This window comes from Parabacteroides sp. merdae-related_45_40 (assembly GCF_001915675.1).
The window spans coordinates 1-17,501 of the sequence record NZ_MNQY01000115.1 but is presented as its reverse complement, the minus strand read 5'-3'; the positions used below and the strand labels follow the sequence as shown (position 1 = coordinate 17,501).

Annotated in this window: 15 protein-coding genes; all 15 read right to left on the bottom strand. The window is 35.6% G+C overall.

Annotated elements, in window-relative coordinates:
• Nucleotides 1-20: 20 nt before the first annotated feature.
• Entirely contained in the window at nucleotides 21-2,216 is a 2,196-nt protein-coding gene (locus tag BHV83_RS14380) for a peptidase domain-containing ABC transporter (protein ID WP_270215465.1), read from the bottom strand.
• A 36-nt stretch (nucleotides 2,217-2,252) separates the two neighbouring features.
• Nucleotides 2,253-3,398, bottom strand: coding sequence for a 6-bladed beta-propeller (locus tag BHV83_RS14375; RefSeq protein ID WP_057317666.1), 1,146 nt, complete (start codon nucleotides 3,396-3,398; stop codon nucleotides 2,253-2,255).
• Between the two features lies 1 nt (nucleotide 3,399).
• The gene (locus BHV83_RS14370) at nucleotides 3,400-4,593 is read right to left on the bottom strand and encodes a 6-bladed beta-propeller (RefSeq protein ID WP_158532672.1); all 1,194 of its coding nucleotides are present in this window, start codon (nucleotides 4,591-4,593) and stop codon (nucleotides 3,400-3,402) included.
• A gap of 128 nt (nucleotides 4,594-4,721) precedes the next feature.
• Nucleotides 4,722-6,101, bottom strand: a complete 1,380-nt coding sequence (locus tag BHV83_RS14365) for a glycosyltransferase (RefSeq protein WP_158532673.1) — start codon at nucleotides 6,099-6,101, stop codon at nucleotides 4,722-4,724.
• 25 nt (nucleotides 6,102-6,126) lie between these two features.
• A complete protein-coding gene (locus tag BHV83_RS14360; RefSeq protein WP_227154306.1) occupies nucleotides 6,127-7,020 on the bottom strand; it encodes a glycosyltransferase in 894 nt (297 codons plus the stop codon).
• The gene (locus BHV83_RS14355; RefSeq protein WP_286757653.1) at nucleotides 7,002-7,364 is read right to left on the bottom strand and encodes a hypothetical protein; all 363 of its coding nucleotides are present in this window, start codon (nucleotides 7,362-7,364) and stop codon (nucleotides 7,002-7,004) included. The genes BHV83_RS14360 and BHV83_RS14355 overlap by 19 nt, the downstream gene beginning before the upstream one ends.
• Nucleotides 7,365-7,386: 22 nt before the next feature.
• Nucleotides 7,387-8,244, bottom strand: coding sequence for a lanthionine synthetase LanC family protein (locus tag BHV83_RS14350; RefSeq protein ID WP_122378770.1), 858 nt, complete (start codon nucleotides 8,242-8,244; stop codon nucleotides 7,387-7,389).
• Between the two features lie 8 nt (nucleotides 8,245-8,252).
• Nucleotides 8,253-9,416 carry a DUF4934 domain-containing protein gene (locus BHV83_RS14345; RefSeq protein WP_286757652.1) on the bottom strand — a complete coding sequence of 388 codons (1,164 nt, stop codon included), beginning with the start codon at nucleotides 9,414-9,416 and terminating at the stop codon, nucleotides 8,253-8,255.
• Nucleotides 9,417-9,434: 18 nt separating this feature from the next.
• Nucleotides 9,435-10,595, bottom strand: a complete 1,161-nt coding sequence (locus BHV83_RS14340) for a TIGR04150 pseudo-rSAM protein (RefSeq protein ID WP_286757651.1) — start codon at nucleotides 10,593-10,595, stop codon at nucleotides 9,435-9,437.
• 5 nt (nucleotides 10,596-10,600) lie between these two features.
• Entirely contained in the window at nucleotides 10,601-12,040 is a 1,440-nt protein-coding gene (locus tag BHV83_RS14335) for a radical SAM peptide maturase (RefSeq protein WP_229033054.1), read from the bottom strand.
• A gap of 62 nt (nucleotides 12,041-12,102) precedes the next feature.
• Nucleotides 12,103-12,270 (bottom strand): TIGR04149 family rSAM-modified RiPP, encoded by a 168-nt coding sequence (locus BHV83_RS14330; RefSeq protein WP_122379014.1) that lies wholly within the window; start codon nucleotides 12,268-12,270, stop codon nucleotides 12,103-12,105.
• Between the two features lie 74 nt (nucleotides 12,271-12,344).
• A complete protein-coding gene (locus tag BHV83_RS14325; RefSeq protein WP_192922584.1) occupies nucleotides 12,345-13,100 on the bottom strand; it encodes a response regulator transcription factor in 756 nt (251 codons plus the stop codon).
• A 13-nt stretch (nucleotides 13,101-13,113) separates the two neighbouring features.
• Nucleotides 13,114-14,766 (bottom strand): glycosyltransferase family 32 protein, encoded by a 1,653-nt coding sequence (locus BHV83_RS14320; protein ID WP_158532679.1) that lies wholly within the window; start codon nucleotides 14,764-14,766, stop codon nucleotides 13,114-13,116.
• Between the two features lie 199 nt (nucleotides 14,767-14,965).
• Nucleotides 14,966-15,331: a DUF3244 domain-containing protein gene (locus BHV83_RS14315; RefSeq protein WP_158532680.1), complete on the bottom strand. Its 366-nt coding sequence runs from the start codon at nucleotides 15,329-15,331 to the stop codon at nucleotides 14,966-14,968.
• A gap of 104 nt (nucleotides 15,332-15,435) precedes the next feature.
• Nucleotides 15,436-17,163 carry a tetratricopeptide repeat protein gene (locus tag BHV83_RS14310; RefSeq protein ID WP_158532681.1) on the bottom strand — a complete coding sequence of 576 codons (1,728 nt, stop codon included), beginning with the start codon at nucleotides 17,161-17,163 and terminating at the stop codon, nucleotides 15,436-15,438.
• Nucleotides 17,164-17,501 lie beyond the last annotated feature (338 nt).

Sequence of the window (17,501 nt, the reverse complement as noted above, 5' to 3'; positions counted from 1 at the left end):
TAATTTTCAATTTTCAATTCTCAATTCCCAAGCTCCAACTGATTCTTCACCAACTTATAATAAGTCCCCCGCAAGGCCGTGAGTTCCTGATGCGTCCCTTCCTCCACGATGCGTCCCTTGTCCAGCACCACGATCTTGTCCGCGTCACGTACCGTGCTTAGTCGATGCGCCACGACCACCACCGTCCGTCCTTTGTAGAAGGCGTGCAACTGCTCCATGATCTCCCGCTCGTTGTTTGCGTCCAAGGCGTTCGTGGCCTCGTCCAGGAAGATGAAGTCGGGATTCTTGTACACCGCCCGGGCGATCAGGATCCGTTGCCTCTGCCCTTGGCTTACTCCATTGCCCTCCATGCCGATCTTCGTATTATAGCCCAGCGGGAGCGAATCGATGAAATCCCGGATATTCGCCACCGTCACGGCATGAAGCAGGCGTTCCTTGTCCACCACCTCTTCGCCGGGGGCGATGTTGTTGGCGATCGTATCCGAGAAGATAAAACCATCCTGCATAACCGAACCGGTCTTGCTACGCCATACGTGCGGGTTTAGGTTCCTGAGGGAGGTATCGCCGATCCTCACGTCCCCCTTGTTGGGGTTGTAAAAACCGAGCAGAAGTTTTACTATAGTTGTCTTCCCGCTCCCGCTGGCCCCTACGATGGCGGTCACCCTGTTATGGGGTATCGTCAGGTTGATATCCTCCAGCACGTAATCCCTGTCCGCCCCGTCATAGCTGAAGCTGAGATTTTCCAGCCGCAGCGTCCTGTCATCGGGGAGAACATTCAGCCTTATCCCGCCTGCCTGTTCCTCGTCCTCCTTCCCGTGTATCTCGCCGAGCCGCTCCAGACTGATCTTCGCATCCTGCAAGGACCGTGAGAAATCGATCAATTGCTCGATAGGCGAAGAGAGCTGCCCCACGATGTAGGTCACCGACATCATCATACCCAGCGTCATATCCCCTTGCACGACGGCCCGTGCGGCGATGAAGGAGATGAGTATGTTCGTGGTCTGGTTGAAAAAGACCGCCCCGAGTTGCTGATATTGTTGTAACGCCAATCCCTTGATCCCTATCTTGAAAAGTTTTACCTGTATCCGTTCCCATTTCCAGCGCATCTTGGTCTCGCAATTATTGAGCTTGATCTCCTGCATTCCGGTGATAAGCTGGAATAGGTTGCTCTGCTCCCCGGCCGCCTGCGAGAAACGCTTTACGTCCAGCTCCCTCCTCCATCTCATGAAGGCGAGTACCCACGCCACGTATAACCCGTTACCTACCAAGAAGAGTCCCAGTATCGTCCAGTCGTAATAGGCCAGTACGAACCCGAACACGATGAAGTTAACGAAAGAGAAGAGCGTATTGATGGATGTCCCCGTCATGAAAGCCTCGACGCGGTCATGGTCTCCGATGCGCTGCATGATATCGCCCACCATCTTGGTATCGAAGAAATGCAGGGGCAGGCGCATCAGCTTGGCGAGGAAATCGGAGATCAAGGCGATATTGATCCTCGTGTTTACGTGCAGCAATATCCAGCTCCGTATGAAGTCCACGGATAGCTTGGCGATAAAGATCACCAATTGCGATATAAGGATCAAGGTTATGAAACCTAGGTTGTTGTCCCGTATACCGGTATCTACCAAGCTCTGCGTGAGGAAAGGCAGGATGAGTTGCAGTACGCTGGCTGTCACCATGCCCAGCACGAGCTGTGCCATCTCCCTTCTGTAGGGCGATATATATCGGAAAAAGAATCCGAGGTTACGTTTCCTGTCTCTCTCCTCGTCCTCCATCCCGTAGAACTCCGGCCCCGGTTCCAGCAAGAGCGCCGTCCCGGTATCCTGCCCGTCCACCTTGGTACTGACCCAGCACCGCTTGAACTCCTCCCTCGTATAGGTGATAAGTCCCGCCGCCGGGTCCGCTATGTAGAACTTCCCTTTCTTTATCTTGTAGCAAACCACGAAATGCCATTGGTTCCAGTGCAGTATGCAGGGTAGGGGACATTCCTTTTCCAATTCCTCCACCGTGATCCGCACGCCCTGTGTTCGGAACCCGATCGCTTCCGCCGCCTCGCTGATACCCAGCATGGAGACTCCTTCCCGGGTGATGAAGGCTTTCTCCCGTAAGTTCTGGATCGAGTACACACGACCATAGAACTTGGCGATCATACGGAGGCAGCTAGGACCACAGTCCATAGAATCCAATTGCTGATAATGTGGAAACGATCTTAGCATAAATTAAAACATTAGGATATAGACATGATTTAGTTCTTATTTCTTATACTTGATCAGCATTATGACGGGATTGGAATCCTCATTTAATTTCGCTGCGATTTCGTTTAGCCTGCCTTTGAGCTTCCCTTCTTTATAAGCCTCAATCAATTCAGGCGCATCAAAGGGATACCAGTTCGCAATATCTTGATTAATAGATGAAATCCAATAGATCGGTCTTTGATATAAAAAATCAGTATTATATATTTGATATTTGAATATAGAATCTTCCTGTTTGTCGTATACCAACCTACTCACCGGTATTTTTCTCGTTTTAATATCGAGTTTTTTTTCTACGGTTCTCATAAAATAATAACGGCTTGTCACCCCCTCTACAAAAAGAAATATTTCTGTATCCATGGAATATATAGAGGGTGTCCTCACGATAAAAGGCTTAATATGACCGTTTGGCGAATAGGAATATAGGGTATCGGATGAGAGATTCATAAGTATCCAATTATCGGAAGTGGCGGTTGTAGCAAAAAAAGTAGGAATTACTTTTTGATCATTATCTCCGAATATAACCAGTGTTTTCTGTTCTTTAGAAGGAATTGTAATTTTCTGGATAATACTTCCGTCATACTTTGAGATAATCAAATGATAAGGCTGTTGGTCTGCCACCATTCCATAGCCTTTGTTATCATAAGTGATCAGATTATCCTTGTCATAATTAAAAACCTTAAGGTAGTCACTCTCGGGGTCTAGGAAATTAAAGCTTCTTTTAAAGTCCCCGTTTAAATCATATACTGATATTTTCCCTGTATGTGTAACAAATAGCTCATTGTTTTCCTCATCTAGTGTAATTCCTGCAATCCCCGGATATTCCTCGACACCTTGTCCTAAACGGTTTATTTTCCGTATAGCTTTCCCCGTTTTCCGGTCAAAAATGAATATGTTCCCGTCGTTTGTGTTGTTTTTTACTATTATAAATTTTTCGCCGATATCCATGACATTACCATGTGTGATAAATTCGTCAGTTGTTTCCAGCGCAATATATTCTACATCCATAATATCCTGAAGGATTAGCTCCTTTTCTGGGTAATCTTTGCTAACATTGATCGTGACAAGCTCGTCTGTCGATTGCTTATCTTTTCCACATCCCGCTAAGGCAAAGAGGAGGACTGCTGAAATTAAATTTACTTTCATGCTAGTATTTATTTTTCTTGTGTTTTATCAGCATAATCACCGGATTGGACTCTTCATCCAATTTAGCCGCAATCTCTTTCAGTTTGCCCTTCAGTACTCCTCTCCCGTAAGCCTCGGCAAGTTCGTGGGCTTGCAATGACTGTCCGATTACGAATTCCGGATCTAAAGGTCTCGACGTCATATCCACTTCTCTTTTGCTGGTATAATCACCATTGTATATTTTAGGTATGAATAAAGAATTTTCCAGTCTATCGTACATCAAACCGGAAATTGGAAACCCTCTCCCTGTTTCAAAATTAAATTCCGCTTTCAACAGGCTCATGAAATAATAACGGTCGGTAAAAACGGTTGGTATAAGAAATACTTCAGGAGGATCCATGGAGTGTATGGAGGGGGTTCTTACGATAAGGGGGATTGTCGTATTAGCATCCGGCAAATAGTGGTATATGGTATCGGATGATGTCTCCATAAGTACCCAATTGGTATGATCTGGAACTATTTGATACATGGCGGTTGGAACTGGAGCGGCCCAGTTCTCCCAGTTTTCCCCGTCTCTTGCGACCGGGCTTTTAACTTCATCAAAAGGAATTGATATTTTCCGGGTGATACTTCCATCCTGTTTGGAAAAGATTAAATAATATGGAGGTATGGCGTTTGACGGGTTTTCCAGACTATTATCCGGTACATAAGAGATCAAATTTTCCCGGTCGTAATTAAATGTATTTACATGAGATTCCGTACCTGCGGCTTTGAAACTCCTTTTAAAATTTCCGTCTAGATCATATACTGAGATTTTACTTCCGGTATAGGCTATGACAAATATTTCCTTGTTTGCTTCATCCAGAACAATCTCCGTAATACCTATATATTCCTCGCCACCTTGCCCTTTCCTGTTTATCTTCTTCAAGGCTTTGCCGGTTTTTCTGTCAAAAACAAACAAATTCCCGTCGTTGGCCCAGTTGGTTATTAATATAACTTCTGCACCAATGGCCATTACTTTGCCTTGGGTAACAAACTCATCATTTGTTTCCAACGGGATGTATTCCACATCCATGAAATCCTGTAGTGTCAATTCCTTTTCAGGATAATTCTTTGTAACATCAACTGTGATGAGTTCATTTGTTGATTGTTTATCTTTTCCACATCCCGCTAACGCAAAGAGAAGGATCGCTGAAATTGTGATTATCCATTTCATTATTCTTACGATTTAAGGTTAAACACTTAGGGCGATACATTCGCTCAATCATGCCTAATTACAAAAATAGGTTATTTTTTCTCGTGATCTCTTCTTTTTGCTCAAAACTTATAGCGATGAATGGAATTCTATCCATTATTTACATAATTTCGGCACAGTCTTAGCAATGGATGTTGTTCACCCTCGCTATCTTGTGGGTCACTTATCGAAAGATCGAATAGTTCGCTTATTTCCGGGTCGTTAATTCCCGGATCATCCTTTTCGGACTCCAGATGCCAGCTGACCCATGTTTGTCCTTCCAACTTATCCAGATCATTCTCTAGCTCATAATGCAATGTGGGAAGGTGGAAAACGACTATAGTCGCCTGTTGGAAATATTTCCTGTCGGTGGTTATCACCCAATCAACGGGTACATCCTCTATTTTCAACTGTAGATCTTCCCCATTTATCGTGTTGAATACGAGCATCACTTTTTTACCAGCCTTTATTTGGCAATCTACGCCTGCTACCCAATCAGACACACGCCAATCCGTATATTCTTTCAGCCCGGCTTCTGCCTTGTAGTAATAATTTCTGCATCTTTGTATAGATTCCGGAATCATTTGCCCGCAATCCCTCCAAAATCGATCCAGATAATGTTTGTGTACTATGTATGAGGAATCTTTTATGTTGGGAAGTAGTGTGAAGGCCATGGAATAAAGCCTGAGGATGTTTACATACCACCAGCTTCTCAAGTCAACGCTCGTCTTAGAGGAAACAAATTGATCAGAGAATTTAATCAATCCCTCAGTAACTTGAAATAATGATTTCAGCCTTCGGGCTAGGCTTGTCGTATGCATGACCGATTCTTCGTTCTGGCGGTAATAATAAAACTCAATGTTGGTGATAACCATCCTCTCCGCTTGGCAAAGGACGATGGGACACCATAATTCATCCTCATGCATGATGCCTTCCTCAAAACGAGCCTGTATTTTATGCAGATATTTCCTATTGTATATGTATCTGACGGGTGTAGGCAAATAGAAACACGTTTTGACTAATTCTATGAAACCTTCTTTACCGGAAAGCAATTCTTTTATAGATCCGTTGGAAATACATTTAAAAGGTTTATCCATACTTCCGTCTTGATGGCATAGCCACATATTTCCCATCACGACATCGGCATGATATTTCACGGCCTCATCATATAAAAGAGATAATGATTCATCTTTAATCCAGTCATCACTATCCAAAAAAGCGATGTACTTTCCCGTGGCAATATCCAAACCAACGTTGCGGGCTGCGGATGCTCCCCCGTTCTCTTGATGAATCACTTTGATACGCTCCTCTTTTTTAGCGTATTCATCAGCAATTTCCCCTGACAAATCAGTCGAGCCGTCATTAACCAAGATAATCTCCATGCGTAGATCACCTTGGTTCATCAACGAGTCGATACAAACCGTCAAATATTTTTCTACGTTATATATCGGGATAATGATCGATATGTCGATTTGATTGAGCGTATTCATATAATAGTATCAAGCTAGTTGTTTATTACTTACATTCTTGGAATAAGGATTTATAAAATGCGATCATGTTTTTCCCGAATACTTCCGAGGAATATTTCTCCAAATACCGTTTACGACCGTTCTTCCCGAGTCGTTTCGCTTCTTTCGGGTTCTGTAATAGGTAGATGATCTTCTGTGCTAACAAAGAGGTGTCGATCTCTACATTATTAGGAGATACTATTAATGGTACTTTCAATCCGCAAGATTCGTCTACTACCTCGTTCAATCCTGATGTGGCGGTTGCGACGATGGGTAATTCATGCATCATCATTTCGACAGGTACATAACCAAAAGGCTCGAATAGGGAAGGTACGACACCGACATTGGCTATTTGGTATAATTCATATAGATCTGTTCTTTCTAAGAGCCCAGTGAATGTGATTCTTGTACAAATATTCTTAGCTTCTTGAAAAAAGGTATCATAATCACCATTCCCAACTATTATCAGATGGCAATTAAGATCTGTTTTTAATACCTCATAAAAAGCCCTTATTAAATAACGTATTCCTTTTACTTGATCAATTCTACCTACAAAGAGGACTACTTTTTCTTTACTTTGTAAATGCCATTTTTTGCGTAAAGAATTGTTTTTTATTGATATGTTTTTAATGTTGCTTAATCCATTTTGAATTACGGATATTTTTGATGGTTTTATTTTGTAATATTGACATAATATATTTTGCATATAATTTGATAAACAAATAGTATGATCCGTTACTAAATAGTCTTTCTTTTCTTCTTCAATTGTTTTTTTGAAATTTAGAGCAAAATTATCTGTGTTATTTTTGTTTAATAGGTGTTCTAATTGGTACTTGTTGTCAAAAATAATAAATCCCCATTCGGAAAAATGTGCAACTGAAATTATTTTGCAATTAAACATTTTTTTAATTCAATTGCAAGGCTTGTACATTGATTATAATTTATGTGAAATATCAATTCTTTTTCATTTGTTATATGTATTTTTAGCAAGTAAACTATATTTTTGAAATATAATTCCCTTTGCTTCTGATTGTCTAATGTTCTCAATTCTAATATTGGATTTGGAAAATACCAGTAATTTATTCCATCGATATTATCTATTTGTATTTGTGGTTTATCTGACATTAAATTTATTATAGAAATATGAATGTCGCTATCTTTTAAGGCAATGACTAATTCTCTAATATAGGTTCCTATACCAAAAATAGCTCCTCTACGGGTTTCGTTAAATATGTATAAATTCATAAATGATATTTTTATTAGTAGTTTATAATAATTGCATCCATCTGGTATTTAATGAATTTAATGTTGTTAATTGCAACAATCCTTTACCTGCAAAACCGTCAAGAATACCCATTGATTTTGGTGATATTTCTGTATCTAAATAAAAGTTGTTATTGATATTGTCATTATGCTGTGGATTTGTGAAATAGTTATAATATTTAATTATTCGTGCTTTGTTGCCTATTATATGATTTTTTAGATGAGGAAAGTATCTATTAATATGTTTTGATGAGAATAGATCCCATTTGTAACATTGCTTTAAAATGTCGGTACAATTACTAAAGCTTGATGTTTTTTGTAAATCATGTAAAAAACAGTATATATCTGTTTGTTCATCTGGAGAAATATTGGATAAATTGTCTTTGATTTTTATTATTATATGCGTTAAGCACTCTTTTGCGTATTTAGAGGGTGATTGATAACCTAATCGCATAATCCAATATCTTCCATACCCAGTCAATCCATCATACATATTGAAAGATTGCCAAGGATCATACATGACTGCTCTATACATTCTTTCATCAATATCTTCATAAATATCATCCTCTGAAGTCAAAAAATTATTTTGAATTAGATAATCAATTCCTACACCTATACCAGCTATTCCATTTTCGTAATTAGCAAGACTATTAGAATGAATTTGATTTTGTATTTCATAAATTATATCCATAGCATAATCTGCAAATAACATGTTTTTTGTGTATTGTGAATAATGGAAAAAAAATATAGCAATCCCTGTTTTTCCATGTATTAATCCGGGAGATTCTGTTAATGTTCCATTGAGTATAAGTATATCTGATGTTTTCTGTAAATCGTATTCTATTTCTGTTTTTGATGTCATTGTTTAAATTATTTTTTATGTTTTAATAACATGATTACTGGATTTGAATCTTCTTCTAAATTTGCAGCTATTTCTTTTAATTTACCTTTATTATAAGACTCAATTAGTTGTTCAGTATTTAAAGATTGCCAAGTTAATATGTCGCAATTTACAGGGATTGAGTTCATATATACTTGTTTTTTGTCTGAGAAATCTTTATTATATACAATGCATTTAAACAAAGAATTATCTTGTTTGTCATATACTATATTAGTGCGAGGAAAGCCTTTTTGTAATCCAAAATCATATTTTTTTTCTACAATTTCCATAAAGCAGTAGCGATCAGTGACACTGCTTATGAAAAGAAATGTTTCCGGATTCATAGATTCAATAGATGGTTTTCTTATGATAAATGGTTTTAATTGTAAATCAGAAGAAAATGTGAATAATGTATCTGATGAAGGTTCTATAAGTATCCAATTATTGTGAATAGGAATTATTGGATAGTCAGAAGATGGGGTAGCTCCATATGTCATTCCATTTTTTGGGTCTTGTAAAAGTACAGCAGTTAGTATTTTTTTATTAAATGGAATTCTAATTTCTTTAGTAATATTTCCATTGGATTTTGATATAAGCATAAAAGATTGTTCATTTGCTTCTCCATTATTACTAGAATATCCATCGTGACATAATAAATTATCTTGGTCAAAATTATATATTTTATCATACATAGTACCTTCTTTATGTTTAAAACTTCGTTTGAAATTCCCTTCTAAATCATAAACCAATATTTTTCTGCTAAGATTGTCATTAATAAACATCTCATTATTATCTTCATCTAATGTGATTCCTAAAATAAAAGTATACTCTTCACCCCCTTGTCCTAAGTGGTTTATTTTTTTTAATGCTTTACCTTTTCTGTTGAAAATAAAAATATCTCCATCTCTGTTGTAATTTCTTACCAATATGATATTTTTACCAATATTTTGTACAAAACCTTGGCATATAAAAGTTTCATTTGTTTCTAAAGCTATATATTCTACATCCATAATATCTTGTAGGATTAGCTCTTTTAAGGGATAATTATCTGTAATATCTATTGTTATAAAATCATTATCTGATTGTTCTTTTTCTTTTATACATCCAGATATGATAAATAAAAATAATCCTAAAAATATATAAGAATATCTCATGATTGAATTTTTTGAATGTTAGTTGCAATTCGTATTTATATGACACAAATTCATACGTCCAATTTCTATTTCATAATTTGATGGTGGTGGGCAAATCCATTGATAAATGCAGGTATTACATGGAATTTTATTGCGAATATTAAACCAAGAAATACCTTCTTCTACTTCTTTTTGTACTATTTCAGAAATACTGTGTGTGTATATATTACCTAATACTGGATGATTTAAATTGGCAAAAGCATCACCATTTGGTAAAATACTAATTTTTCCAAATTCGTAAATATTTATAGATTGATTAGCAAAAAAATCTTTTATAGACATAGTAGTTGATAAAATATCATCTTCCGTAAGAAAAACATATTCTTTGAAGAAATCAATATTACCTCCTGTATATATTGGTTTGAAGATATATTTTTTGATTTGGAATTGATCAATAAGTCTTTCTGCCATTTCATAATCTTCTAAAGATGATATATTTAATATATACTCAAATGAGAAATTCTTGTTGGATAATATTTGTATAGAATTATCCCATTCTTTCGTATTTATTGGGAAATTTACTGTTATTTTGTAATATAAATTATCTGTATTTGATAAGTTTAATAATGTAATATTTGAATATGAGCATACAATATTTATAGATGAATTGTGTTTTTCTAAAAAAGAAGAAAAGTATTGATTATCATCTATTTCATTATTGTTACTGATAATATTAATGATTACATTTTCTGGTAATGTTTGTAAAAAAGAAACAAGATCTACAGCTTTACTTGTTTGATCTATATAAATACTAATCTCAGATAGTTTTTCTAAGATACTTTTATAAGGTGAAAAATTGTGTATTTTGTATAATTCATTTTTGTAATTAAGGTTGTAATATGGTAATATCTGAATAGGTTTTCCTTTTGAAAAACTAATATCAATAATATCTCCCATATACTTATTTCTCAGATCAGTGATGAAATCAAAAATATCAGAATTGTGATAAAGATCTCGTTTTAATAGAATAACTCCACAGTCTTTTTTTTGTAAAAAAGTATTTAGTAATTCAATTACTTTTGCTTTTTTGCTTATTAATATTTTTCCATCATATGTATTATATAGTAATGCGCAATTATTAGCAATATTGATAAATACATATGGTTCGATTGTAAACCAATAATCATTTTCTATGTCCATGAATGTTATAAAATTACTTCGTTTTCTATTATTTGATAAAAATCATTTGGATATTTTTCTAAGAAAGAAAAAATTCGATGTAATCTATTTGTAAATTCTTTTGAATTACAAAAATATTCACAAATAAATTCTTTGGAATCTACATTGTCTATACCTTTTATATGAAATAAACATGTATTGCAAAATTTATTTGAATAACAATGTTTGCAAACATTTTTGATATGGTCAAAATAAAATTTATATCGTTGTGTTATTTTTGGAATATCTAATATTACTTCTTTATTAATCTCTCCAATTGCATATTTATAGTTAACTCTTTCGCAGGGTAATAACTTATTATTAGTTGTCATCAATATTTTTTTACCTCCTGGTAGACAAGTGCTTGTCGGTAAATATTTTTCTACTCCATATAATAAAGATATTATATTTGATATATAAAAATTTAAAGAATTGTATTTTAAAAAATTAGTGAGTTCTTTATAGGTGGATAATTCTGTATGCATTATGTCTAAAAGATCTGTATTTTCATTTTTAAAAACATTTTCGCTTTCAAGTTTATTGTGAAATAATTTATTATAATCACTTTTTTTATCTGATTTTAAATCATCAAATGCTAATTCAGCTATACGTGGTATTTTTTTATATCTTCCATATATAAATTCATATATTTCTTTTACTGAGTTTCTGTTATGTAATACAGCATTAAATCTTATATGATTCTTAAAATATTCGGGATATTCCTTTTGAATCATGTCTATATTTTCAATTACTTTATGGAATGAATTTTTTTTGTTGTTTCGGTAATATCTATAGCTATGATTTTTTTCATTACCATCTAAGCTAATAAGTAATTCAAAGTTATACTTTACGAGTAATTTAACATATTTGTGAATTAATGTAGCATTTGTTGTCATGCTATATTCTACCTTTATTTCTTTTTTGTAATTTAAAGTGTTTACAATATTGATTATGTTCTCTATGAATTTTCCATTAAACAATGGCTCTCCTCCGTAAAAAGCAATAATTAAATTTTTTGTTTTACTTGTAGATTTGAGTTTAAAAATATATTTCAACATTTTTTCTGCATAATTGATGTCTATATTTTTTATATTTCTTTCATCAAAACCTTCGTATAGTTCTCCAAATGAACAATATAGACAATTTAAATTGCAAAAATCTGTTACTTCAAATGTGATTTGTGAGGTTTTAGTTATACTTTCTTTTATCATAGATTCGTTTAAAGAACCAAAGGTACTCGGTTTAGGTTCCGAAAAAAGACCATGTCTTTTTAAATATTCGTATTTTTTTAAGTAATATGTATCCGCTTCTGCTGGATTTTCATGAGCTTTTTTAAGATCAGGGTGGATCAGCATAGATAATCTAGATTTGTGATCATATATATAAGAGTTATTATTTTCTGTTGTGTAAATCAGTGTTTTAATCATGGCTGTAATGTTTAAAGTTTCATCGATAACCGATAATTTTAACGGTTATCGATGAAATTAGATTAGTATCCGTAATTATTTTGGTAACTACTACCTCCAGACCATGAACCATCGGAACCACATCCACAGGCCGTTCCACAACTACATCCACCTTTTAATGCATTCATTTCTCGACGCTCTAATTCTTCTTTTTTTAGCTGTTTTAATTTAAGCTTACCTAAATTTTTCATTTTCTTGATTTGTTAAGTTAGACGATACTATTATCGTTCGTAAAATTAATAGTGTTGTTTCATGTAAAAATAGCCTACTTAAGTCTATTTTTTGATATTTGTAATGCTTCCTGCATAGAGTGAACTTTTAGTTTGTTAAATAATGCTTTTATTTGATTTCTTATAGTATGTTGCCCTTTGCATAATTCATTTGCGATCTCTACAGTGTTTTTACATTGTTGAGCAAGCATAAGTATTGCTTTCTCACGTTCTGTAAGTATTTCTATTTTATCTTGTTTCCATCGTCTGGTAATGAAATTGTATTCTTCGTATGTTGATTTGTCTTTGTTATGTAAGAATAAATTTCCAGCCTTTTTATCTGTAGAGTTTTCTACAATACAAATAAGGTAACGTAAATTGTTATTTAGACAAATAGGTTTCATCCGTTGATATACCATTTGTGATAGGAAGTGTGATGAAAAAGAATATTTGCGAAGCAAACGAAGGGTACAAGAAAAATAATCTATTTCATTCCATTTATCTTTTCGGTCTAGGTATTGAGGAATGATCTTAAGTATGTTTGTCCATAAAGGCAAGTCATCAGGATGGATTATCTGTGTATAGAAATCATGGCCAAGCCTCATCGCTTCTTCCACAGAATGATCACATAAGAATAGATTATCGGGTTTGATATAGCAAAATTGCTTTTGAACTATATCCAATACGTAGAAGCTATCGGTGATAATAGAAGAGAATAGTTTACAGTATTGAATAAATACAGACTCTTGCTCATTAACGGTATCTGTTATTCTCCCAGCATATTCGGAAAAAAGATCTTCAAAGGTATTCATAATCATATTATTTTTAGGTTAATTCTTTAGTTTGCTCATGCCAACTGCCGAAAAAATAATGTATCGCAAATGATTTTTCAACTTTGCTCTCAATACTCATAGATGTTTCCTCGTTCATGATTTTTCTTATATCTGAATGAGTTATAGGCGCAATGATTTCTGCCGGAATTAACGTAATCCGTTCCTGATATTTACTATTATCATATATCCGAGTTGTTAGAAATGGGCCTGTGGTGTTAAGTATTAATTCTACTGAATCAGTGTATGTTCCGGCTTTTGTGTTATCATAAAAAACTGCATCGATCAACTCTTTGAAATAAGGATGCTCCGGAACTGTTGCCATAAAAGCATTTCCAACAATGTAAGGTACATGGATACGGACAGCGTGAGCTTCCGGTTCCAATCCCATGGCACATTCTGTATTACATAATATAGGGGTGATATTTTCTGTACATTCATAATCCATGTCTACATATAGACCACCAAACTTATAAAGTATTAAATACCGGATTGCGTCCCAGCGTTGTACATTATGTGAAAAAGCATTATAGGCCGGAATAAATTCCGGATAATAGGTTTTCAAAAATGTCTCAATATCATTTTTATTCCAAAACCGATACTCCCAATCGGGATTTAGCTCTTTCCATGATTGGGAGATCTCGACTAAAGAAGGAGGTGGTCCCGCTAAATCCTCATAGATCTGATGAATGATCTGTGGAATTTTAGGATGTATATGATTATTTCGGATTGCGGCGACAAAGTGCTCTTTTAAGTAAAAGTATTCTTTAGGCATATACAGTTCCTCGAAAGATGTATTATATTCTTTGGTTTGTGAATATAAATCGGCTTCTATGTCCGGACAGATGAAAGATGGATGAACAATATGGTCGATTTCCTCGTTTTTGATGTTGGTAAATGGATGATTTTTTATAGCATGGGGCATTTTGTCATAATATGCGATCTTTGTTATTAAATTTTTGTTTGGAATGATCGATAATCGATTATTGATAAGGTTCGTGTATGCGTATTTTACCTCCCAAAAATGTTCATTACTGTGATTTGCTATATTGAAGAGCCTGTTCCAGCGATATTGGAATGGAGCGTGAGAAGGTAAATTTGATAAGTAATCCAGTTGGTTAAAAAGATCGTACTTGTTTTCGTTAAGGCAGTGCTCTTGCCAAACTCGTCTCCAACCAGCCCATCCGGATACGTGGGTTAGGTTTGAATAATAGAAAGTACCGTCTCCCCTGTTTTTCCCGAATTGGTAATTGCTTCCGGATATGTGTCCGATGCGTTCATCGTGTCTGAACTTTTCCAGCAATGTCGTACAAAAACCAAAGAATGAAATGGAAGGTACACAATCATCTTCTAGAATGACTCCTTCTGGCTCTTGCTCGAAGAACCAAGAAATCGAATCAAAACAGTGTTTGTCGTATCCTTGATTTTTTTCCTGATATAGTTTAAATACTTGGCATTCCCAGTCAATGTGGGAAACAATGAACGTTGTTTCCTTACTTATTTTACGCTGTGTGTCATTAGTTGATCCATCTACTGCGATATATAGTCTTCTCGGTTTCACCACTTTGATGCGATCAAATACTTGCTTTATATTTGATCGATTAAAAGCTATAAGGAGAATCGCTATTTTGGGGTCGTAGATTATCATAATATGTATTAGTTCTTGATTAATGACAAACTTAGTATTTTTGTTAGGTTACGCTTAGAATTCCTAATAACATAGTTCAATGCAAGCATTCAGGAAAAACGTATCATTGGGGGCACTGTACAGTGATTATCACAATAGTGATGGATCAACTATATAATACTGTTTAATCCTGAAGCTTGCATATGATAAAGAATAATACCTAATTATTTTGTATGATGAAATCTCCCGTAAGCTGCCCTAGGCGATGTTCTAACACTACATAAAAGCATCCTGTGCCAGCCTGATCTAAAGAGATGGATACACATTCACCTGCTTCGCCGGAGACTACTTCGTTATATAGGATAGCTCCTTGTTCATTTACAACTTGAACAGTCAAATCATCCAGAGCATCTATAAAATGTATGCTTAATAGATTTCCTTCGATTGATAATGTTGGAGGAGCAGGAGTGACAGAGCGATAATAATCGTCATGCCATCCTCCCTTGGTCGGTACATCATCTCCATAAACTGACAGTGGCGAAAAGAGGCCAAATAGCATCAATAAGGTTAATAATTTTGTTTTCATAATATTTTGTTTTTCTTTTTGCAAAAGAAAAGCTTTATTCTCTAATAACAATGAACATGGATGAACAATTGGCATTTTCGTTTTTGTTCATTTTCTAACACTGATTATAGGTCATTGATATATAGATCGAAATCGGAGGCTTTTCCTGTTTTGCCACTCATCTTCAGATAAAGTCTTTTCCGTAAGACTGATATATTACTATGGTTTAATAACATAGAAAGACGTGAGGGTTTCACATGGATTCTCACTAAATAGCATAACCGTTCCATCTGTATCGGTATTTTGGGGTAAGCTTCTTGAAGTTTTTGTGCAAAAGACGGATAAATAGCGTTTATAAGATGAAACAACTCTTCCCAATCCTTGGTAGATGGTTTCCAATCCTCGTTTTCATGAAAGTTTTTATATACAGATGAATTCTTCAAATTCTGTAATGATTCAATCTGATGCTCTTTTTGGGCATATAATGTTTGGTTTTTTTGTTCGAACTCCTGCCGCAGCTCTTTCTTGAGTTCTTCCTGTTCTCGATCTTTCTCTTGTAAAGATTTGTTTAATGTCTCTATGATTTGTTCATTATGCTCTATCTGTTTTTCATATGCTAGGACTGTTTTATCATAAGAGAAAATCTTTTCCCGGTTTTCTTCTTGGATTTTCAATAGGTCTTTTTGTCTTTTCTTGTACTTAAACAAAAGATAAGTGGTTGGTAGAATTATGCAGAGAGCAATAAGACTGATTACGGCCATCCATAGGTTCGCATAGGCCGTTCTTACTCGTTCCTCCGCTAAGGATTTTTGTTTATCCTGTTCATCGTAAAGAGCTTGTTTGCTTCTAATCATATTCGTGACTTCTGCTTGGTTAAGTGTGTCACGCATCATTTCATATTGTTGACTCAACTTCGCATAAAGGATCCATTGTTTTTTCGATAGGGCTATTTGGGATAGATAATAAACAGCCCCCGCTCTCGTGTCCAATCGCCCCGCTTTTTCCGTGCATTGTTCCAAATAGATTTTTGCTGAATCTAATTGGCCGCAATGATAATAATATTTGCCTAGTGTCAAATAGAACGGATGAATGTTATTTCCCAATGCCTGCTTGTTTGCCATGACTTCACGGAGTAGACGCTCTGCCTTCGGGTAGGTCTTTGTTTCTACATATAGATTCGATAGTTCTGAATAAACAGAGAGCACCTTCCTGCTCACCATCAAATCGAGAGTTTTTGAATAACAGGCGATAGCGCTGTCTTTTTGATGGAGCATCCTATAAATACGTCCCAGATCTCGAAGCGCATAGACTTGACCGATAGAATCTGCTATTGCCTTGAAATGCATGACCGCTTTTTGCTGATAAGGTAAGGCTCGCTCATATACGTCTTGTTGGGTATAAAGCATCCCGATACCGTTATTAATCCTCCCCAGTAATGCATGGTCTTCAATCTGCTCCTCATTCTGTAAGGCATTTAAGAAATACTCTTGCGCTTTCAATGGATGATTTAGGTTTTGATTGATCCGTCCCTTATAAAACCAAGCTTTCGCTTTTCGTTCCAGATCGTCTGTTTCCTCATAATAATCCGTCGCGATCGCGATCAGCGAGTCGGTTTCATGCTTAACAAAAGTCTTGTCTTGTGTTTCTGTTAACAGCAAATAATAATGTGCCTTATCTTTTCGGGATAGGTTTTCTTTGTTCTCTATTTGTTCAAGGAGCATTAAGGCGCTATCCGGATGTTGGGGCATAAGGTTCTCTATTTTTCGGAAGTCTATGGTTTGATGGCCCATTCCGTCGCAAGAGATCCATATAATAGGTATTAGAATTAACAGGAAAACAATGTTTTTCTTCATCTGCGTATTATTTGTTGGCGATAAAGATAATACAAAAAGGCGAGGATATTCCGGCTGGAAAGTCCGACTTTTTTGAACGGTTTTTATTTCTGTTGTAAATGCATTGAATAACAGATTGTTACGCTAGTTGTAAACTGTCTGTTTATGGCTTGTCAAGTGAATAACTTACGAGTAGGGGTAGCCGTCAGTTAACGGCTTGGGAAGTGATCAGTTATTCACTAGAGAAGCCTTTTTGAGGGAGATGACATGATACAGATTTACTTCACACGCAATTAACAATTAAAAGAACGTGTGTAAGATGTCAAACAAAGCAAGAGAACGTAAAAGTTACAGCATGG